We start from the raw sequence: 21,287 nt of genomic DNA, 5'->3' as shown, positions 1-21,287 counted from the left end.
TTCCTGTTCAGCTCTGCGAGAGCGCGGTCATGACGTCGCGGAATCGCTTGGCAACCGCCTCGCGCCTCGCATGCTTGCCGCCGCTGACCTGCTTTTCGCCATGCACCCAGACGCAATCGACATTGCTGCCATTGGCAAAGATCCAGGCGTCGAGGATCGCGTCGCCCGCCTTGCCGGCCAGCGAGGGATGGTTTTGGTCAAGCGAAACGAGATCGGCAGGGCCGCCGGCGGCAATTCGCGACGGGCCGGCGCCAAGAGCCTGGCTGCCGCCGTCGAGCGAAGCGTCGAACAGCGCGCGTCCCGTGGATCCGCCGGCGCGGGCCAGCACATTGCGGGCACGGTGGACGAGGCGCTGCGAATATTCGAGCTGCCTCAACTCGTCCGGCAGACCGATCAGCACATTGGAATCGGAGCCGACGCCGAAGCGGCCGCCGTGCTCGATGAACAGCGGCGCGGCAAACGTGCCATCACCGAGATTGGCCTCGGTGATAGGGCAGAGCCCGGCGATGGCGCCGCTTTTGGCCATGGCGATCGTTTCGGCCTCGGTCATATGCGTGGCGTGGACCAGGCACCAGCGTTTGTCCACCGTGGCGTTGGTAAGCAGGAATTCGACCGGACGCTTGCCCGACCAGGTAACGCAGTCCTCGACTTCCTTCACCTGCTCGGCGACATGGATATGGATCGGCCCGTTCGGCGCCATCGCCGCGACGGCATTGAGCTCGTCCGGCGTTGCGGCGCGCAGGCTGTGCGGCGCGACACCGACGACAGCCTGCTCCAATGGGCGAACGCCCTCGCGAGCTTTCTCAAGCAGTCGTCCGAAACGCTCGACATCATTGATGAATCGCCGCTGGCCTTCGTTGGGTGCGGTGCCGCCGAAGGTAGAATGAGCATAGAAGACCGGCAGCAGCGTCAGCCCGATGCCGGTGTCGGCGGCCGCGGCGGCGATCCGCTCCGCCATCTCCGCGATATTGGCGTAAGGCTGTCCGTCGCGGTCGTGATGCAGGTAATGAAATTCGCCGACGCGCGAGAAGCCGGCCTCCAGCATTTCGACATAAAGCTGTGACGCGACCGCCTCGACCTGGTCGGGCGTCATCGACAGCGCGAAGCGGTACATCACCTCGCGCCAGCTCCAGAAACTGTCGGCCGAAGGGCCGCGCAGTTCGGCAAGACCCGCCATGCCGCGCTGGAAGGCGTGGCTGTGCAGGTTAGGCATGCCGGGCAGGACGATGGCATGACGCTCGTCGCCGGCTTGCGCGGAAGCGCCGGCCTCGACCGTCGAGATGCGGCCGCCGTCGAAAGCGATCCTTACATTGCTCTGCCAGCCGCCGGGCAGCAGCGCCTGTTTCGCAAAGATCGCCGTCACCTTTATCTCCGAATCTCGATGCGAGAGCGACATTACCACTTGCGTCGCTTTTCAATATGTATATACATAATCGTCATCCAAGCAAACGGAAAAGATGATGGATGGAGCAAACAACAAGAGCGGCCATCGGGTCTGGCGCAATGCGCGCCTAGCGACCATGGCCGAGGGCGCGGCCGGCCTCGGCATCGTCGAGAAAGGCGCGGTCGTCGCGCGTGATGGGCTTATTGTCTATGCCGGTCCCGAGGCCGATATGCCGGCCGCTGCCGGGCAGGGCGCCGACACTGTCGATTGCGCTGGACGCTGGATCACGCCCGGCCTGATCGACTGCCATACGCATCTTGTTTATGCGGGAAACCGCGCCAACGAGTTCGAAATGCGGCTGGCCGGCGCCACGTATGAAGAAGTGGCGCACGCTGGGGGCGGCATCGTCTCCTCGGTCAAGTCGCTGCGCGCCGCCAGCGAGGACGAGCTCGTCGCTGAGACGCTGCCGCGTCTCGACGCGCTGATGGCCGAAGGCGTCACCACCGTCGAGGTGAAATCGGGCTACGGCCTCGACCTCGAGGACGAGAAGAAGTCGCTGCGCGCCGCCCGCCGGCTGGGCAATGAGCGCCCTGTCACGGTCCGCACGACTTGTCTTGCTGCCCACGCGCTGCCGCCCGAAGCCAAGGGCGACAAGGACGCGTTCATCGATCTCGTCTCCGGCACGATCCTGCCGGAAGTCGCCGCCGAAAAGCTCGCCGACGCCGTCGACGGTTTTTGCGAGGGCATCGCCTTCTCGCCGGAGCAGATGGCACGCGTCTTCGACAAGGCCAAGGCGCTTGGCCTGCCCGTAAAACTGCACGCCGACCAGCTTTCCAACCTGCATGGCGCGGCCCTTGCCGCCCGCTATGGCGCGTTGTCGGCCGACCATCTCGAATATACGGACGAGGAGGGCGCCACGGCGATGGCCAAGGCCGGCACCGTGGCGACGATCCTGCCTGGCGCCTACTACTTCATCCGTGAGACGAAGAAGCCGCCGGTCGATCTCTTCCGCCGCCACGGCGTGAAGATGGCGGTCGCCACCGATTCCAATCCCGGCACCTCGCCGCTCACCTCGCTGCTGCTCACCATGAACATGGCCGCGACGCTGTTCGGCATGACTGTCGACGAATGCCTTGCCGGCGTCACCCGCGAGGCCGCGCGTGCGCTGGGGCTTCTCGACAAGACCGGCACTTTGGAAACCGGCAAATCGGCCGATCTCGCCATCTGGGATATCGAGCGCCCGGCCGAACTCGTCTACCGCATGGGCTTCAATCCGCTCCATGCCCGTATCTGGAGAGGACAATGACCGAACTGACCCTGACGCCCGGCAACGCGACGCTTGCCGACTGGCGCGCCATCTATCGCGGCGCCGTGCCGAAACTTGACGCCGCTTGCCGGCCGAAGATCCGGGACAGCGCCGAGGCGGTCGCCCGCATCGTCGCCAAGGGCGAGCCCGTCTATGGCATCAACACCGGCTTCGGCAAGCTGGCCAGCGTCCGCATCCCGGCCAGCGATCTCGAAACACTCCAGCGCAACATCGTGCTTTCGCATGCCGCCGGCGTCGGTGAGCCGATGCCCGTCGCCGTTGTGCGGCTGATGATGGCGCTGAAGCTCGCCAGCCTGGCCCAGGGCGCCTCCGGCGTGCGGCCTCAGACCATCGAATTGCTTGAAGCCATGCTCGCCAACGACGTCATCCCCGTCGTGCCCGCGCAAGGCTCGGTCGGCGCGTCCGGCGACCTCGCGCCGCTCTCGCATATGACCGCGGTGATGATCGGCGTTGGCGAATGTTTCACGCCGCATGGCCGTTTCCCGGCCAAGGTCGCCTTCGTCTCGCATGGGCTGGAGCCGGTGACGCTGGGCGCCAAGGAAGGCCTGGCGCTGCTCAACGGCACCCAGTTCTCGACCGCCTATGCTCTCGCCAGCCTGTTCGAGGCCGAGGTGCTCTACCAGTCGGCGCTGGTCGCCGGCGCGCTGTCGACCGACGCGGCACGAGGCTCCGACGCGCCCTTCGACCCGCGCATCCATCTTTTGCGCAAGCATCGCGGCCAGATCGAAACGGCGGATGCCCTGCGCAACCTCATGGCCGGCAGCGCCATCCGTGAATCGCACCGCGTCGGCGACGAGCGCGTGCAGGACCCGTACTGCCTGCGCTGCCAGCCGCAGGTGATGGGCGCCGCGCTCGACGTGCTGCGCAAGGCCGCCGACACGCTTGAGACCGAAGCCAATGGCGTCACCGACAATCCGCTGATCTTCGCTGAGGACGACACCGCGCTTTCGGGCGGCAACTTCCACGCCGAGCCGGTGGCCTTCGCCGCCGACATGATCGCGCTTGCCGTCTGCGAGATCGGTTCGCTGTCGGAGCGTCGCGTCGCCATGCTCGTCGATCCGGCGCTGTCCGGCATGCCGGCCTTCCTGACGCCGAAGCCCGGCCTGAACTCGGGTTTCATGATCCCGCAGGTGACGGCCGCGGCGCTTGTCTCGGAAAACAAACAGAAGGCCTATCCGGCAAGCGTCGATTCGATCCCGACCTCGGCCAACCAGGAAGACCATGTCTCGATGGCCGCCCACGGCGCGCGCCGCCTGCTCGGCATGATCGAGAATGCGACCGCCGTCATCGGCATCGAGCTGCTGGCCGCGGCGCAAGGCTGCGACTTCCATCAGCCGCTCGCGTCTAGCGAAGCGCTGGAAGCGGTGCGCAAGCTGGTCCGGGCCGAGGTGCCGCATCTCGACAATGACCGGCATTTCCATCCCGACATGGAAAAGGCCATCGCCATGGTCCGCAACGGCGCCGCCGTGAAGGCGGCGAGCGCTGTCGCGCTGCCTTCGATTGCGGGAGCCGCATGATGGCAACGCCGTCCTGGCTCACCGTCACTCAAGGCACCGCGCCGCTACTGGTCTCCATCCCGCACACCGGCATTGACCTCGCTGGCCTCGACAACCGGCTGGTCTCGACGTGGCTCGGGCAACGCGACTGCGATTGGTGGATCGACAAGCTCTATGATTTTGCGATCGATCTCGGCGCGACCGTCGTGCACACCGCGATCTCGCGCACCGTCATCGACGTCAACCGCGATCCGTCGGGCGTTTCGCTCTATCCCGGGCAGGCGACGACCACCCTTTGCCCCACGGATACCTTCGATGGCGATCCGCTCTACCGCATGGGCGAGGAGCCGACGCCGGCCGAGATCGACCAGCGCCGCGAGACCTATTTCAAGCCTTATCACGCCGCCTTGCAGGCCGAGATCGATCGGCTGCGCGGCATGCACGACAAGATCGTGCTCTACGACTGCCATTCGATCCGCTCGGTGCTGCCGCGGCTGTTCGAAGGCACGTTGCCGGTCTTCAACCTCGGCACAAATGACGGCAAGAGCACCGATCCTGTGCTGCAGCAAAAGGTTGCCGCCATCCTCGCCGCGACCGGCGAAACCTGGGTGGTCAACGGCCGCTTCAAGGGCGGTTGGATCACCAGAAGCTTCGGCCGGCCTGAAAATGGCGTGCACGCGCTGCAGATGGAACTCTCCAACCGCGGTTACATGCGTGAGCCGTCGGAAAGGGGTTCGCCGGAAAATTGGCCGGTGCCTTACGACGCCACCTACGCAGCGCCGATCCGCGCCACGCTGAAAACCATCCTCGAAACCGCCATTGAATGGGCCGGGCGCTGAGGCGCCGCCTTACTCGAAAGGGACAATGATGAACGATCCCCGCCACAACATCCGCGAAGTGCGCAGCCCCCGCGGCGACAAGCTCAACGCCCGCTACTGGACGACCGAGGCGCCGCTGCGCATGCTGATGAACAACCTCGACCCGGAGGTCGCCGAGAATCCGAACGAGCTCGTCGTCTATGGCGGCATCGGCCGGGCGGCGCGCACCTGGAACGACTTTGACCGCATCGTCGCGTCGCTGAAGACGCTGGGCGAGGACGAGACGCTGCTGGTGCAGTCCGGCAAGCCGGTCGGCGTCTTCAAGACCCATTCCAATGCGCCGCGCGTGCTCATCGCCAACTCCAACATCGTGCCGCATTGGGCAACCTGGGAGAAGTTCAACGAGCTCGATAGGAAGGGCCTGATGATGTACGGCCAGATGACGGCCGGCTCCTGGATCTATATCGGCACGCAAGGCATCGTTCAGGGCACCTACGAAACCTTCGTCGAGGCCGGCCGCCAGCACTACAACGGCAACCTCAGGGGCAAGTGGATCCTGACCGGCGGCCTCGGCGGCATGGGCGGCGCCCAGCCTCTGGCCGCCGTCATGGCCGGCGCCTCCTGCCTAGCCATCGAATGCAACCCCGACTCGATCGATTTCCGCCTGCGCACCCGCTATCTCGACGAGAAGGCCGAGACGCTCGACGAGGCGATGGAAATGATCGACCGCTGGACCAAGGCCGGTGAGGCGAAGTCCGTCGGGCTGCTCGGCAACGCCGCCGAGATCGTGCCGGAGATGTTCAGGCGCGGCATCCGTCCCGATATGGTCACCGACCAGACCTCGGCGCACGACCCCATCAACGGCTATCTGCCCAAGGGCTGGACCATGGCCGAATGGCGCGAGAAGCGCGTCTCCGACCCCAAGGCCGTCGAGAAGGCCGCCCGCGCTTCGATGCGCGAGCATGTCGAGGCGATGGTGGCGTTCTGGAACGCCGGCGTGCCGACGCTCGACTACGGTAACAACATCCGCCAGGTCGCCAAGGACGAGGGTTTCGAGAACGCCTTCGCTTTCCCGGGCTTCGTGCCGGCCTATATCCGCCCGTTGTTCTGCCGCGGCATCGGTCCGTTCCGCTGGGCGGCACTCTCCGGCGATCCGGAAGACATCTACAAGACCGACGCCAAGGTGCGTGAACTCACCCCCGGCAACACCCATCTGCACAACTGGCTGGACATGGCGCGCGAGCGCATCTCCTTCCAGGGCCTGCCGGCGCGCATCTGCTGGGTCGGCCTTGGCGACCGCCACCGGCTCGGCCTCGCCTTCAACGAGATGGTGGCCAAGGGCGAGCTCAAGGCGCCGGTCGTCATCGGCCGCGACCATCTCGATTCCGGCTCGGTCGCCTCGCCGAACCGCGAGACCGAAGCGATGAAGGACGGCTCGGACGCCGTTTCCGACTGGCCGCTGCTCAACGCGCTGCTCAACACCGCGTCGGGCGCCACCTGGGTGTCGCTGCACCATGGCGGCGGCGTCGGCATGGGCTTCTCACAGCATGCCGGCATGGTCATCGTCGCCGACGGCACGGCGGATGCCGCCAAGCGCCTGGAGCGCGTGCTGTGGAACGACCCGGCGACCGGCGTCATGCGTCATGCCGATGCCGGCTACGACATCGCCATCGAGTGCGCCAAGGAGCACCAGCTCAACCTGCCGGGCATCCTGGGCTAGAGCATGATGCCGAAAAGTGTGAAGCGGTTTTCGGACAACATCATGCTCCCAACCAAAAAGACAGAGCCGGATGATTTCAGGTCGAATCGACTTGAAATCATCCGGGGCTAGGCCGATGCGCATCCTTCGTGCCGCCGATTACCGCGTCATGCCGTGGAAGAATGGCGGCGGCACGACGACCGAAATCGCCGTTTCCCCGGCCGGCGCCGGGCTCGATGATTTCGACTGGCGCGTCTCGATGGCCCGCGTCGAAACCAGCGGGCCGTTCTCCAGCTTCGCCGGCATCGACCGCACGCTGTCGGTGCTGGAAGGCGAGGGGATTATCCTCGACATCGCCGGCCAGCCGCCGGCGCAACTGACCGCGGCTTCGGCACCGCTCGCCTTTCCGGGCGACGTGCCGACCGGGGCGGCGCTGATTGGCGGTCCGATTACCGATCTCAACGTCATGACCCGCCGTGGTCGCATGGCTCACAAGGTCGAGTGTCGGCCGCTTGCCAGTGAGATTCGCATCGCGCCGCGCGCCGACACGACGCTGGTTCTGGCCGTCGGCGGAGGCTTCACGCTCTTCACGGAGGATGCGCCGAGCCTGGGACCGCTCGACACGCTGATCCTCGATCGCGACAGCCCGGAATTGCGGCTTCAGCCCAAGGGGCAGGGCCGGCTTTTCGTGATCGAGCTCCATCGCCTCGCCGCCAACCATTAACGGCTGTTGCCAAACATGATCGCGGCTTGGGTGAATTATCGCCCGGCCCCTTGCATGTATCACGAAAAAGCCTGAATTCTTGCCCTGATCCAACCGGGGGCGGAGAGCGAGGGGCGTTCGGCCACGAGCTGCCGAAAGGGCACGCCCCTGTTGTGGTGCGCAAGACAAACTTTCGGCCAACCAGTCATGCAACCAATTGCAATTGAACCGGTTTTAGGGGCATTGCCGTGGCGGTGACGCCGCATTGCGCCCCCGCTTACGGAATTTTCAATGAACATTCAGACGAACCCGAACAAGATCGAACAGACAAGCGCCGGCTTCCCGGTGGTGACGGAAGCGCCGATACGCTCCAATTTCCTGCCCGAGGACCGGCTGCGCGCCTTGGGCGTTGCGCTCGCCAAGGGCGAAGTCAAGGAATTGTTCGGGCTCGCTCCGTTCGAGTTCCAGGCCCGCATCCGCGACAGCGCCAAGAAAATCCTCGAAGTCTACCGCTCGACCAACGCCGCCCAGGCCAAGGGCGAGACCATCACGCCGGCCGCGCAATGGCTGCTCGACAACAACTACCTGGTCGAAGAGACCATCTTCCAGGTCAAGCGCGACCTGCCGCGCCGCTTCTATCGCCAACTGCCGACGCTGACACTTGGCGACGGCACGGTGCTGCCGCGCGCCTTCGTCGTTGCCTGGGGCTATGTCGAGCATTCCGACAGCTCTGTCTCGGCCAATATGTTCAAGGCGATCGTCGAGGGCTTCCAGTCGGTCGAGCCGATGAAGATCGGCGAGCTCTGGGCGCTGCCGTCGCTGCTGCGCTTCGTGCTGATCGAGAACCTGCGCCGCATCGCCGTGCGCGTCGATCGTACCAGGCAGATGCGCCACATCGCCAACGAGGTCGCGGACCGTGTTCTGGCGACCGACGACAATGCCGACCGCACGAGGATCCTGTCCAACTACGGCACGCATGCGCAGGACACCACCTTCGCCACCCAGCTGCTCTACCGCTTGCGCGACGGGTCGCAGAACGCCGGCCGCGCGCTGGAATGGCTGGAAGGCGAGCTCGAAAAGACCGGCTCCGACGCCGAGGAGATCATCATCTCCGAGCATCAGACGCTCTCCAGCGGCAACGTCACGACCGGCAACATCATCCGTGGCCTGCGCCTCATCAACGACGTCGACTGGACGGTCTGGTTCGAGGGCGTCAGCCGCATCGACACGCTGCTGCGCCAGAAGACCGATTTCGCCGACCTCGACTTCTTCTCGCGCGACCAGTACCGCACGGCGATCGAGCAGCTGGCGCGCCGCTCGGATCTGTCCGAATACCGGGTGGCCGAAAAGGCGATCGAGCTTGCCGGCCATACGCCCGGCGTCACCGACGCGTCCGGCGTGCCCGAAACCGCCGACCCCGACGTGCATACCGACGTCGGCTTCTTCCTGGTTGGCCCGCGCCGCCAGGAACTGGAAAAGGCGATTGGCTACCGGCCGCCTTTCTATGTGACCTTCAAGCGCGGCTTTGCCAGCGCCGGCTGGCTGGGCATCGTCGTGCCGGTCTTCCTTTTGACGGCGCTGCTGCTCGTGCTGTCGGGCAGGGCGCTCGCCAATCTCGGCCTGTCGGTGGAATCGATCACGCTGATGCTGGCGCTGTTCGCGGTGCCGGCAAGCGAAGGCGCTCTAGCCTTCTTCAACACCGTGGTGGCGCTGTTCCTGAAACCGACCAGGCTTGTCGGCTACGATTACAACAAGCACGGCATCCCGGCTGAATCGCGCACTCTGGTCGTGGTGCCTTCGCTGATCGGCTCGCGCGACGACGTCGAGGAAAATATCCGCAACATCGAGGTGCATCACCTCGCCAACACGGCCGAGGAGATCCACTTTGCGCTGTTGTCCGACTGGCCGGACTCCAAGACCGAGATCGACGCCGCCGATATCGAGATCCTGCAATATGCCCGCGACGAGATCGCCAGGCTGAACGCCCGCTATCCGTCGGAAGGCTCGCCGCGCTTCTATCTCCTGCATCGCCGCCGGCTCTACAATCAGGCGCAGGGCTGCTGGATGGGATGGGAGCGCAAGCGCGGCAAGCTGCATGAGCTGAACCTCCTGCTGCGCGGCGACAGCGACACCACCTTCCTGCCGCTCAACGTGCCGCTGCCGGAAAAGGTCGTCTATGTGATGACGCTCGACGCCGACACGCGCACCACGCGCGATGCGGTTTCGGACCTGGTCGGCAAGCTTGCTCACCCGCTCAACCGCCCTCATTTCGATCCGGTCAAGCGCGTCGTCACCGCCGGCTACACCATCCTGCAGCCGCGCATCACCGCTTCGCTCACCAGCGGCGACGACGCCTCCTTCTTCCAGCGCGTCTTCTCGGCCAATCGCGGCCTGGACCCTTATGTGTTCGCCGTTTCCGACGTCTATCAGGACGTCTTCGGCGACGGTTCCTTCACCGGCAAGGGTCTCTACCATGTCGACGCCTTCGAGGCGGCGCTGAAGAACCGCATCGACGAAAACACCATCCTCAGCCACGATCTGCTCGAAGGCGCGCTCGCGCGGGCCGCGCTGGTGACGGATGTCGAACTGGTCGAGGACTATCCGACACGCTACTCGGTCGACGCCTCGCGCCACCATCGCTGGGCGCGCGGCGACTGGCAGCTGCTCGGCTACATCTTCGACCCGCGCTCCGGCGTGCCTGCGCTGTCGCGCTGGAAGATGGTCGATAATCTGCGCCGCTCGGTCACCCCGATCTTCTGGGTGATGGCCTGTATCGCCGGCTGGACGCTGCTGCCCTTCACCCAGGCGGCGCAGTGGCAGGCCCTTCTGATCCTCAGCCTCTTCATGGCGCCGACCTTCGACATCGTGAACGGCATCCTGCCGAAGAGCGGCGACCAGACACCGCGCGGCCATTTCTCCGCTTTGGCGCGCGACACCGTGTTCGGCACCGCGCTCGTGGCGCTCAAAGTGCTGTTGATGGCGCATCTCGCCTGGATGATGGGCGATGCCATCGTCCGCACCATCTACCGGCTCTTCGTCAGCCGTCAGAACCTGCTCGAATGGCGCACCGCCTCGCAGGCCGCCAAGAACAGCGGCAGCGATCTCGGCGCCTATTACGGCATGATGTATGGCGCGGTGATCATCGGCGTCGTCGGCCTCGCGATTCCGGTGCTGGCCGATTCCACCGGCGCCTTCGTCGCTTTCTTCTTCGCCATCTTCTGGATTGCTTCGCCCGCCGTCGCCTGCTGGATCAGCCGCTCGGCCGAGACCGAGGACAGACTGCGCATTTCGAGCGCGGACATCCACGCGCTGCGCACCTTCGCGCGCCGCACCTGGCATTATTTCGAGACCTTCGTGACGGCCGAGCAGCATCACCTGCCGCCGGACAATTTCCAGGAAAGCCCGGCGCCGGTGGTGGCGCCGCGCACCTCGCCGACCAATATCGGCGTCTATCTGCTTTCGGTGGTTTCGGCGCGCGATTTCGGCTGGATCAGCCTGTCGGATGCCATCACCCGCATCGACGCCACGATGACGACCATCGAGAACATGCCGCGCGATCGCGGCCATCTCTACAACTGGTATGACACGACGACGCTGAAGCCGCTCTATCCGCTCTACATCTCCGCTGTCGACAGCGGCAATCTCGCTGGACATCTGGTTGCGGTGGCCGCCTCCTGCGCCGAATGGGCCGAAGCGCCGTCGGTGCACCTGCAGGGCGATTTCGAAGGCATCATCGACACCGTCACCATTCTCGACGAAAGCCTGGACGAGCTGCCGGACGACCGTCGGCAACTGCGGCCGCTGCGCCAGCGCCTGGCCGACCGTCTCGACGGGATGCGTCGCGCGGTTGCGACCATCAAGGCACAGCCTGAGATGGCGTCGATCCGCACTATCAACCTTGCCGTGCTGGCTGGCGAGATCCGCAAGCTCGCCACCGCCATCCACACCGAGGCGGCCTCGCCGAAAAGCGATGTCATCGCCGACTGGGCGGAGCGGCTGGAAGCGACCTGCGAGGCGCATGTGCACGATTCGCACAATGACGAGAGCGCGGTCGCCGCTCTGCGCGCCAAGCTGCTTGCGCTGCGCGAGCGCTGCCGCCGCTATGCCTTCGAGATGGATTTCTCCTTCCTGATGCGCCAGGAGCGCAAGCTGCTCTCGATCGGCTACCGGGTCGAGGACCGCCAGCTCGACGAGAGCTGCTACGACCTGCTTGCCTCGGAAGCGCGGCTCACCAGCCTGTTCGCCATCGCCAAGGGCGACCTGCCGACCGAGCATTGGTTCCGTCTCGGACGGCCGATCGTCGAGATCGGCTTCCAGGGCGCGTTGATGTCCTGGTCGGGCTCGATGTTCGAGTATCTGATGCCGCCGCTGGTGATGAAGGAGCCGCAGGGCTCGATCCTCAACCAGACCAGCAAGCTCATCATCAAGCGCCAGATCCAGTATGCGCGTTCCAAGAACGTGCCCTGGGGCATTTCGGAAGCGGCCTACAATGCCCGCGACCGCGAGCTCACCTACCAGTACACCAATTTCGGCGTGCCCGGGCTCGGCCTGAAGCGCGGCCTTGGCCAGAACACCGTGATCGCGCCCTATGCGACGATCCTGGCCGCCCAGTTCAGTCCGCGCGAGGCGGTGCAGAACCTGCAGCGGCTGCGCTCGATCGGCGCGCTTGGCCGCCACGGCTTCTACGACGCGGTCGATTTCACACCGCAGCGCGTGCCTGAAGGCACCGACCACGCCGTGGTGCAGAACTACATGGCGCACCATTCCGGCATGTCGATCGCCGCGGTAGCCGACGCCATTTTCGAGGGCCGGCTGCGCGAGCGTTTCCACAGCGATCCGGTGATCGAGTCGGCCGAGCTTCTGTTGCAGGAGAAGGCGCCGCGCGACATTCCGACCGCAACCGTCAGGACAGAAGCGGACGAGCGATCCAAGGACGAAACCGAGACCGAGAGCCCCGACAGCCGCGTCATCCTCGATCCGATCAAGGCGCTGCGGGCGACCAACGTCATGTCCAACGGCCGCTATTCGGTCATGGTCACCGCGACGGGCTCCGGCTACAGCCGCTTCGGCGAGCTTGCCGTCACCCGCTGGCAGCCGGATCCGAGCGAGGACCGGCTCGGCTCCTACATCTTCCTGCGCGACACCGCGACGGGTGACTGGTGGTCGGCCACGGCGGAACCGAAGCGCGCCGAGGGCGAACGCGTCCAGACGCTGTTCGGCGACGACAAGGCGAGCTTCACCAAGACATTGGGCTCGCTGCGTTCCGAAGTCGAATGCATCGTCATTTCCGAAGGCAATGGCGAAGGCCGCCGCATCACCCTCTACAATGACGGCGCTGCCGACCGGCATATCGAGGTGACCTCCTTCACCGAACTGGTGCTCGGCAACGAAGCCTCTGACAACGCGCATCCGGCATTCTCCAAGATGTTCGTCGAGACCGAGATCGCGCCGAACAACGGCGCGATCTTCGCCACGCGGCGCAAGCGCGACAAGAACGACCCCGACCTCACCATGGTGCATTTCGTCACCGACCCGTCGGGCCCGTCGCGCGATGCCGAGGCCGAGACCGACCGGCGCGCCTTCATCGGCCGTGGCCGCACCATTGCCGATGCCGTCGCTTTCGATCCCGGCGTCAGGCTTTCGGGCAGCCAGGGCTTCACGCTCGACCCGGTGGCAGCACTTCGCCGCCAGGTGCGCGTGCCGGCCAACAAGAAGATCTCGCTGACCTTCTGGACCGCCGTCGGCGCCAATCGCGCCGAGCTCGACGAGGCGATCGCCCGCCTCGACCACCAGGAGAGCTTCGCCCGCCAGGCCATGCTGGCCTGGACGCGGAGCCAGGTGCAGACGCGCCATCTGGGCCTCAGCCTCACCGACGCCGCCAATGTGCAGAAGCTGGCGCGCTACCTGATCTATCCCGATCCGTTCCTGCGCCTGCCGGCGGAATCCATCGCGTCGGGCCTCGGCCGCCAGTCGAGCCTGTGGCCGACCAGCATCTCCGGCGATTTCCCGATCTTCCTGGTGCGCATCGGCGACGTCGCCGATCTCGAGATCGTCGCCCAGGCGCTCCGTTTCCAGGAATATATGCGGGCGCGGGGCATGATGATCGACTTCGTCGTCGTCAACGAGCAGGCCTCGTCCTATGTGCAGGACCTGCAACGCGCGGTGGAGACGCTGTGCGAGAACAGCCGCCTGCGTGGCCGCGAGCTCGGGCCGCGCCAGCACATCTTCGCGGTGCGCCGCGACCTGATGGATGAGCCGACCTACAAGACCTTGCTGTCGGTGGCGCGCGTCGTGCTGCACACGCGCAACGGCACGATCTTCGACCAGCTCGAACGCGCCGAGACCGCGGCCCTGCAGGCCCGCGATGCCTTGCTTCAGGCCGAGGGCGGCTCGCCGCGCGAACCTGTTCCGCCGCTGCCTTTGCCGGTGCCGGCAAGCCATGGTGGAAGCGATGTCGCCGCCGACGGCAGCGGTCTCAGCCTGTGGAACGGCTTTGGCGGCTTCGACGGTGACGGCCGCCACTATGTGACCCGGCTGACCGGCCGGCGCTCGACGCCGCAGCCCTGGATCAATGTCATCTCCAACGCTGCCTTCGGCTTCCACGTCTCGGCGGAAGGCGCCGGCTTCACCTGGAGCCGCAACAGCCGCGACTACCAACTGACGCCATGGTCGAACGACCCGGTGTCCAACCGGCCGGGCGAGGGCTTCTATGTCTTCGACCACGCCAGCGGCAAGGCATTCTCGCCGATGGCCGCGACGGTCCGCGATCCGTCGATGACCTATGAGACCTGGCATGGCCAGGGCTTTTCCACCTTCCGTTCGAAGCGCGGGCATCTGTCGATGGACCTGACGCAGGTGGTCGATCCCGTCGATCCGGTGAAGATCACCCGGCTGCGCATCCAGAATTCGGGCTCCGTGCCGGCGCGTCTGCGCGTCTATGCCTATGCCGAATGGGTGCTCGGCGGCCACCGCTCGCGCACTGCGGCGACCATAGTGCCGACGCGCGACGCGGCGACATGCGCGCTTCTGGCGCAGAACCCCTATGGCCTAGACTTCGGCGAGCGTGTCGCCTTCCTGGGGGCGAGCCATCCAATCCATTCGGTGACCGCCGACCGCTCCGAATTCGTCGGCAGGCACGGCACGACGGAGTATCCGCAAGCCGTGCTCGGCGGGCTTGCGCTTTCCGGGCGCATCGAGGCGGGCGACGACCCTTGCGCGGTTGTCGCCAGCGACATCGACATTCCGGCCGGTGGCGACGTGACGCTGCTCTGGCTGCTTGGCGACGCGGCCACGCCCGCCGAGGCAAGCGCCCTGGTGCAGACCCATCGAGGCAAGGATTTCGACCAGCGCCTGGCCGACAATGAAAAGGCCTGGCGCGGCTTCCTCGACACCATCCAGGTCGAGACGCCCGACGAGGCGATGAACGCCATGGTCAACCATTGGTTGCCCTACCAGGCCGTTGCCTGCCGCATCCGCGCGCGCTCGGCCTTCTACCAGGCGAGCGGCGCTTTCGGCTTCCGTGACCAGTTGCAGGACACGCTCGCCCTTCTGGCGCACGACCCGAAGCTGGCGCGTGACCAGATCCTCAATGCCGCGCGCCGGCAGTTCCCGGAAGGCGACGTGCAGCACTGGTGGTTGCCGCGCACCGATGCCGGCGTGCGCACCATGATCTCGGACGACGTCGTCTGGCTGGCGCATGCGACGGCCCGCTACATCGAGGTGACCGGCGACGCCGCCATCCTCAAGGAGCAGTTGCCCTTCATCGACGGGCAGCAGCTCGGCGAGGACGAGCATGACGCCTTCTTCACGCCCGAGATCACCAAGAACACCGCGCCGCTCTATGATCATTGCGCGCGGGCGCTCGATCTGGCGATCAAGCGCAGCAGTCCTGCCGGCCTGCCGCTCATCCTCGGCGGCGACTGGAACGACGGCATGAACCGTGTCGGCGAGGGCGGCAAGGGCGAGAGCGTGTGGCTGGGCTGGTTCCTGCTGAAGACGCTCACCGACTTCGCGCCTGTCGCCAAGGGACAGGGCGACGCCAAGCGGGCGCAGGCGTGGGTGAAGCACGCGGACGCGCTGAAGCGGGCCCTGGAAAGCACCGCCTGGGACGGCCAGTGGTACCGGCGCGGCAGCTTCGACGACGGCACGCCGCTCGGCTCGCACAATTCGCACGAGTGCAAGATCGATTCCATCGCCCAGTCCTGGAGCGTGCTGTCGGGCGAGGGCGATCCCGCGCGCTCGACGACGGCCATGGAACAGGCGACCGAGATGCTGGTCGACGACGATCTCAAGATCGTAAAGCTGTTCACGCCGCCCTTCTCGAAAAGCGAGAAAGACCCCGGCTATATCAAGAGCTACCCGCCAGGCGTGCGCGAGAATGGCGGCCAGTACACCCATGCCGCCACCTGGTTCGTGATCGCGCTGGCCGAGATGGGCCGCACCGACGAGGCCTACCGCTGCTTCTCGATGCTGAACCCGGTCAATCACGCGGCGGACGAGGCAGCGGCCGAGCACTATCGCGTCGAGCCCTATGTCGTGGCCGCCGACATCTATGCCGGCGAAGGCAAGGGCGGCCGTGGCGGCTGGACCTGGTATACGGGGTCGGCCGGCTGGCTTTACCGCGCCGCGGTGGAAGGCATCCTCGGTATCGAGCGGCGCGGCAAGGAGATCACGTTTAGGCCGAAGCTGCCCGCGCACTGGGACGGCTACGCCGCGACGCTCAAGATGTTCGACGGCGAAATCAAGCTTCGCGTCATCCGCGACAAAAAGACCAAGTCGATCTCGCTAGAAGTCGACGGTTCGAAGAAAAAATCGGCCTCTTTTGAGCCGAAGGCCGGCGGCAAGGCCGCGGTCGTCGTCAGGATACCAGCGTAAAATCAAAGGCTTGGCCTATCGGCCGCGCGTCCCTCGGGATGCGCGGCCGATCGCCGTTTTTTACTTGGCGAGGCTCCCGCGCCCGGGCGCGTGCCTTACTTTACGGCAGGCTAAGCAAGAGCTTGTGATTAAAAATGTGGCAGCGCGGGGCAAGTGCCATTATTTTGCCGCAAGGCTGACATTTCACCTTTTATCTCAAACCGTTAGGCGATCACGTCAGATTTCGTACCGTCGTCATCTTTTGTTCGCTAAATGGGAACGGAAGGGATAGACGACGCATTGTTTCGCGACACATTAACCGATACGTGTCAAAAAATGGTGCGGTGCACAATACGGGCATTGAGCACGGACAAGAGTTTGGCGGAGTAGCTGAAGTGTCACTTCTGCAGATCTACTTTAGAGCGCTGGGTTATCTGGCGGCCGACAAGAAGCGCGTCGCGCTGATTTGCTGCGCCAATATCGCGCTCGCGGCGATTGCAATCCTCGAGCCGATCCTGCTCGGCCGGGTGATCGGTGCCATTTCGGAAAAAGGCCCGGTGTTTTCGACGCTCGCCGTCTGGGCCGCTCTCGGCATCTTCAACGTCGTCGCTTTCGTGCTGGTGGCGCGCGGCGCCGATCGCTTCGCCCATGCCCGCCGCTCCGAAGTGCTGTGCCAGTCCTTCGAGCGCGTGATCACCATGCCGCTCGCCTGGCATCACCAGCGCGGCACGTCCAATTCGCTGCACACGCTGCTGCGCGCCGTCGAGACCCTGTTCAGCCTGTGGCTCGAATTCATGCGCGTGCATCTCTCGACCGCCATCGCGCTGGTGCTGCTGGTGCCCACCGCGCTCGCCATGGATATCCGCATGTCCATCGTGCTGCTCGGCCTCGGCGTGCTCTACGTTGGCATCGGCCGCATCGTCATGCGTCGCACCAAGTCGGGGCAGACCGCCGTCGAGCGCCACTACCACACCGTCTTTGCCCATGTCTCCGACAGCGTCAGCAATGTCGCCGTGCTGCAGAGCTACAACCGCATCGGCCATGAGACCGCGACGTTGAAGCGTTATGTCAAGGACCTGCTCGACGCGCAGAACCCTGTGCTCGACTGGTGGGCGATCGCCAACGCGCTGAACCGCCTGTCGTCGACCATCTCGATGATGATCGTGCTGTCGATCGGCGCCTATCTCGTTACCCAGGGCCAGCTCCGCGTCGGCGACGTCGTCGCCTTCACTGGCTTTGCCGGAATGCTGATCGCCCGTCTCGACCAGATGTCGGCCTTCACCACCCAGATTTCCGAGGCGCGCGCCAAGCTCGAGGACTTCTATCGCCTTGAGGACTCGGCCGCCGAAACCGTCGAGCCCGATGGCCTGCGCGAACTCGCCAACGTCACCGGCCATGTGCGCTTCGAGGACGTCAGCTTCGAGTTCGCCAATTCCGGTCACGGCATCGAGGACGTCTCGTTCGAGGTCCAGGCCGGCCAGACGGTCGCCATCGTCGGTCCGACCGGCGCCGGCAAGACGACGCTCATCAATCTGTTGCAGCGCGTCTTCACGCCGTCCAGCGGCCGCATCCTGATCGACGGCGTAGACACCCGCACGGTGACCCGCAAGTCGCTGCGCCATTCGATCGCCACCGTCTTCCAGGACGCCGGCCTGCTCAACCGCTCGATCGAGGACAACATCCGCGTCGGCCGCGCCGATGCGAGCAATGACGAGGTGCACGCTGCCGCCAATGCCGCCGCCGCGCAGGACTTTATCCTCTCCAAGAGCTGCGGCTACGACACCGTCGTCGGCGAGCGCGGCGGCCAGCTCTCGGGCGGCGAGCGCCAGCGTATCGCCATTGCCCGCGCCGTGCTGAAGGACGCGCCGATCCTGGTGCTCGACGAGGCGACCAGCGCGCTGGACGTGGAAACCGAGGACCGCGTCAAGGAAGCGATCGACGAGCTGCGCCGCAACCGCACGACCTTCATCATCGCTCACCGCCTGACCACGGTCCGCGACGCCGACCTCGTCGTCTTCATGGACAAGGGCAAGGTGGTCGAGTCCGGTGGCTTCACCGAACTGTCGCTGCGCAACGGCCGCTTCGCCTCCCTGTTGCGCGCTGGCGGCCTGCTCAACGACGAAGAGGTCCGCCGCCTCAGCCGTCCGGTTACGGAAGCGGCGTGATCCTAGAGCTCCCCCTTCTCCCGCAAGGGGAGAAGGCAAGGGCGCGCTCCCGCCTGCGACATCCGTCCAATTGCCCCAAACCTCATGCCGGTCTATTTAGGTCGGCATGAGCGACACCACCTCACGGCTAGCCGCCTGGACCGATCTCGCCAACCCGACGCGCTTCGTCGGGCTGGCGGACAAGATCATTCCGTGGCTGGCGGCGGTCGCGGCGATCCTGCTCGCCATCGGCCTCTATATGAGCTTCACCGCGCCGGAGGATTTCCAGCAGGGCATCACCGTGCGCATCATGTACATCCACGTGCCTTTCGCCTGGCTGGCCATGATGTGCTACACGATCATGGCGATCGCGGCGCTGGGCACCCTTGTCTGGCGTCATCCGCTGGCCGATGTGGCGCTGAAATCGGCGGCCCCGATCGGCGCCACCTTTACGGCACTGGCCCTGATCACCGGCTCCATCTGGGGCAAGCCGATGTGGGGCACCTGGTGGGTGTGGGATGCGCGGCTGACCTCGGTCTTCGTGCTTTTCCTGATGTATCTCGGCATCATCGCGCTGACCCGCGCGCTGGATGATGCAGGCCGCGCCGCCTGGGCCGCCGCCATCATCACCCTGGTCGGCTTCATCAACATCCCGATCATCAAATTCTCGGTCGACTGGTGGAACACGCTGCACCAGCCTGCCTCGGTCTTCCGCCTCGGCGGTCCGACCATCGATCCCTCGATGCTGTGGCCGCTCGCCGTGATGGCGCTCGGCTTCACCGTGCTTTTCTTCGCGCTGCACCTGATGGTGATGCGCACCGAGATTTTCCGCCGCCGGGTGACCGCGATGCGCAGGGTCGCAGCGCGACAGGCGGAGCGGGCTTAACCTTCTCCCACAAGGGGAGAAGGGGAGCTACCCCATCCGTCCCCTTGCCGCCACCGGCAGCGTTTCCAGCACCTTGTCGCCGTCGATCAGGTGCACCTGGTCGAACAAATTCGTCACCACGCAGCAATGATCGGGCACGACGCGCACGCGCTGGCCGATGCCAAGGCCCGCGCCGTCCGAGAGTGTCACGGTGCCATGCTCTTCGCTCAATCCGGTGACCCGCGCGCCCGGCACCCCGAGCAGCTCGCCGAACTCGGGCAGCCCGAGCGTATCTGAAGACAGCGCCTTGCTGCCGCTGTCGAGGATGGCGCGGGTCGCAGTCGGATGGCTGACCACCGTGGCAAGCACCGTCAGCGCGCAATCGTCCAGCGTGCCGACGCCTTTGGCGACCTGGTAGCGGTCGAGATAGATATAGGTGCCGGGCCGGTATTCGGTGACGACGCTGTCTTCGCCGGAGCGCCACATATCCGGCGTGCCGCCGCTGGAGATGCGTTCGCATTCGAGTCCCGCTGCCGCAAGCGCGTCGCGCGCGGTCTTCAGCCAGGCTTCCGCCTCGCCGGCGCGCCCTGCGGCCGGATAGGTCATCAGCCCGCCGAAGCTTAGGCCCTTGGCCTTGTCGATCACCTTTGCCAACGCAAGCGCGTCGTTGGCGCTCTGCACGCCGCAACGGCCCATGCCGGTATCGCACTCGACCAGCACGGACAGCGGATGACCGGCATCGATAAAGGTCGCGGCAAGCCCTTCCAGCGTATCGTGGCTGTCCGCCGTCACCGAGAGTGTGACACGGCCATGCAGCGCCTTCAGCCGCTCCAGCTTGGCGCGGCCGAGGATGTTGTAGGGCAGGAAAATGTCGGTCAGCCCGGCATCGGCCATCACCTCCGCCTCGCCGATCTTCTGGCAGGTGATGCCGACGGCGCCGGCCGCCACCTGCTTCTTTGCCCAGTAAGGCAGCTTGTGCGTCTTGATATGCGGCCTGAGCTTCAACCCATGCGCGTCGGCATGCGCCTGCGCCCTTTTGATGTTGGCTTCGGCGCGGGCCGCATCGATGAGGATCGCCGGGGTGTCGAGGTCGTCTATGCTTGCCATGGGATCACCGTCCAAAGCATGTCTTCCGAGCGGCAACCGCCGCGGGATAAGACATTGCGTTAAAACAAATCAGTTGGGTTTATGGCCCCGAAAGCCGCCCATGTCACGGGGCCAACCCGTCAGTTTGCGTCGACAGCGGGCGGGCATTGGGCTATTCGGATGGGCAGATTTCAGCAGGCAACGGCCGGGAGGAAACACGACCATGAAGCGCTCCAAGATCAACGACATCATCCGCGAAGCCGACGCCTTCATCCGCTCCTTCGGCTATATCATGCCGCCCTTCGCCTATTGGTCGCCGGAAGAGATGAAGGCGCATAAGGGCGATTCCCCGGCCATCTTCACCTCGCGCCTCGGCTGGGACATCACCGATTACGGCCAGGAGAAGTTCGACGAGCTAGGCCTGTTCCTGTTCACCGTACGCAACGGCCGCTACGAGGACATGAAGCTCGGCATGGGTATGCTCTACGCCGAAAAAATCATGATCTCGCGCAAGGACCAGCTCTCGCCAATGCACCGCCACAACATCAAGGCCGAGGACATCATCAACCGCGGCGGCGGCAAGCTGGTGCTGGAACTCTTCATGCACGACCGCGATGGCGGCATCGACCCGAAGGCGGAGGTGTCTGTGCCGGTCGACGGCACCATCCACCGGATGCCGGCCGGCGGCCTGCTGAAGCTCGATCCGGGCCAGAGCGTGACGCTCCTGCCAGGCGTCTGGCACGCCTTCTGGGCCGAGGGGAAGGACGTGCTGATCGGCGAGGTCTCGACCGTCAATGACGACCTTACCGACAACGTCTTCCGCGACCCGATCGGCCGCTTCTCCAACATCGACGAGGACGTCGCGCCGCTGCACCTCTTGGTGTCGGACTACGAGAAGTGGGTGGGGTAGGC

At 65.4% G+C, this 21,287-nt stretch carries 11 protein-coding genes; 9 read left to right on the top strand and 2 right to left on the bottom strand.

What is annotated here, in order from left to right; genetic code table 11:
- Window positions 1-7: 7 nt before the first annotated feature.
- Window positions 8-1,363 carry a formimidoylglutamate deiminase gene (locus tag FJ430_RS22765; RefSeq protein ID WP_140704123.1) on the bottom strand — a complete coding sequence of 452 codons (1,356 nt, stop codon included), beginning with the start codon at window positions 1,361-1,363 and terminating at the stop codon, window positions 8-10.
- 97 nt (window positions 1,364-1,460) lie between these two features.
- On the opposite strand from FJ430_RS22765, the gene hutI reads away from it, so the two are divergent.
- The 8 genes from hutI (at window position 1,461) to FJ430_RS22725 (ending at window position 19,310) form a co-directional block, all read left to right on the top strand.
- On the top strand, window positions 1,461-2,690 hold the full coding sequence (hutI, locus tag FJ430_RS22760; protein WP_181175276.1) for an imidazolonepropionase: 1,230 nt from the start codon (window positions 1,461-1,463) through the stop codon (window positions 2,688-2,690).
- Window positions 2,687-4,228: a histidine ammonia-lyase gene (hutH, locus tag FJ430_RS22755; protein ID WP_140704117.1), complete on the top strand. Its 1,542-nt coding sequence runs from the start codon at window positions 2,687-2,689 to the stop codon at window positions 4,226-4,228. The genes hutI and hutH overlap by 4 nt, the downstream gene beginning before the upstream one ends.
- Entirely contained in the window at window positions 4,228-5,046 is an 819-nt protein-coding gene (gene hutG / locus FJ430_RS22750; protein WP_140704115.1) for an N-formylglutamate deformylase, read from the top strand. Before hutH ends, hutG begins: the two co-directional genes overlap by 1 nt.
- A gap of 25 nt (window positions 5,047-5,071) precedes the next feature.
- Window positions 5,072-6,745 (top strand): urocanate hydratase, encoded by a 1,674-nt coding sequence (hutU, locus tag FJ430_RS22745; protein WP_181175272.1) that lies wholly within the window; start codon window positions 5,072-5,074, stop codon window positions 6,743-6,745.
- A 115-nt stretch (window positions 6,746-6,860) separates the two neighbouring features.
- Complete coding sequence (locus tag FJ430_RS22740) at window positions 6,861-7,448, top strand: HutD family protein (RefSeq protein WP_140704113.1); 588 nt, start codon at window positions 6,861-6,863, stop codon at window positions 7,446-7,448.
- A 270-nt stretch (window positions 7,449-7,718) separates the two neighbouring features.
- Window positions 7,719-16,301, top strand: a complete 8,583-nt coding sequence (locus FJ430_RS22735; protein WP_140704111.1) for a GH36-type glycosyl hydrolase domain-containing protein — start codon at window positions 7,719-7,721, stop codon at window positions 16,299-16,301.
- 374 nt (window positions 16,302-16,675) lie between these two features.
- On the top strand, window positions 16,676-18,445 hold the full coding sequence (locus FJ430_RS22730; protein ID WP_140704109.1) for a glucan ABC transporter ATP-binding protein/ permease: 1,770 nt from the start codon (window positions 16,676-16,678) through the stop codon (window positions 18,443-18,445).
- Between the two features lie 106 nt (window positions 18,446-18,551).
- Entirely contained in the window at window positions 18,552-19,310 is a 759-nt protein-coding gene (locus FJ430_RS22725) for a heme ABC transporter permease (protein WP_140656364.1), read from the top strand.
- A 27-nt stretch (window positions 19,311-19,337) separates the two neighbouring features.
- Here FJ430_RS22725 and FJ430_RS22720 read toward each other — a convergent pair whose 3' ends face one another.
- Window positions 19,338-20,396 (bottom strand): D-TA family PLP-dependent enzyme, encoded by a 1,059-nt coding sequence (locus tag FJ430_RS22720; RefSeq protein ID WP_140704107.1) that lies wholly within the window; start codon window positions 20,394-20,396, stop codon window positions 19,338-19,340.
- A gap of 202 nt (window positions 20,397-20,598) precedes the next feature.
- Between FJ430_RS22720 and FJ430_RS22715 the strand changes: the two genes are divergently transcribed.
- The gene (locus FJ430_RS22715; RefSeq protein ID WP_140704105.1) at window positions 20,599-21,285 is read left to right on the top strand and encodes a D-lyxose/D-mannose family sugar isomerase; all 687 of its coding nucleotides are present in this window, start codon (window positions 20,599-20,601) and stop codon (window positions 21,283-21,285) included.
- Window positions 21,286-21,287: the final 2 nt, after the last annotated feature.

The sequence above is a fragment of the Mesorhizobium sp. B2-8-5 genome (genome assembly GCF_006440675.2).
In the GTDB taxonomy this organism is placed as follows: domain Bacteria; phylum Pseudomonadota; class Alphaproteobacteria; order Rhizobiales; family Rhizobiaceae; genus Mesorhizobium.
The sequence above is the reverse complement of the archived record's forward strand: the minus strand, read 5'-3'. Positions and strand labels throughout refer to the sequence as shown.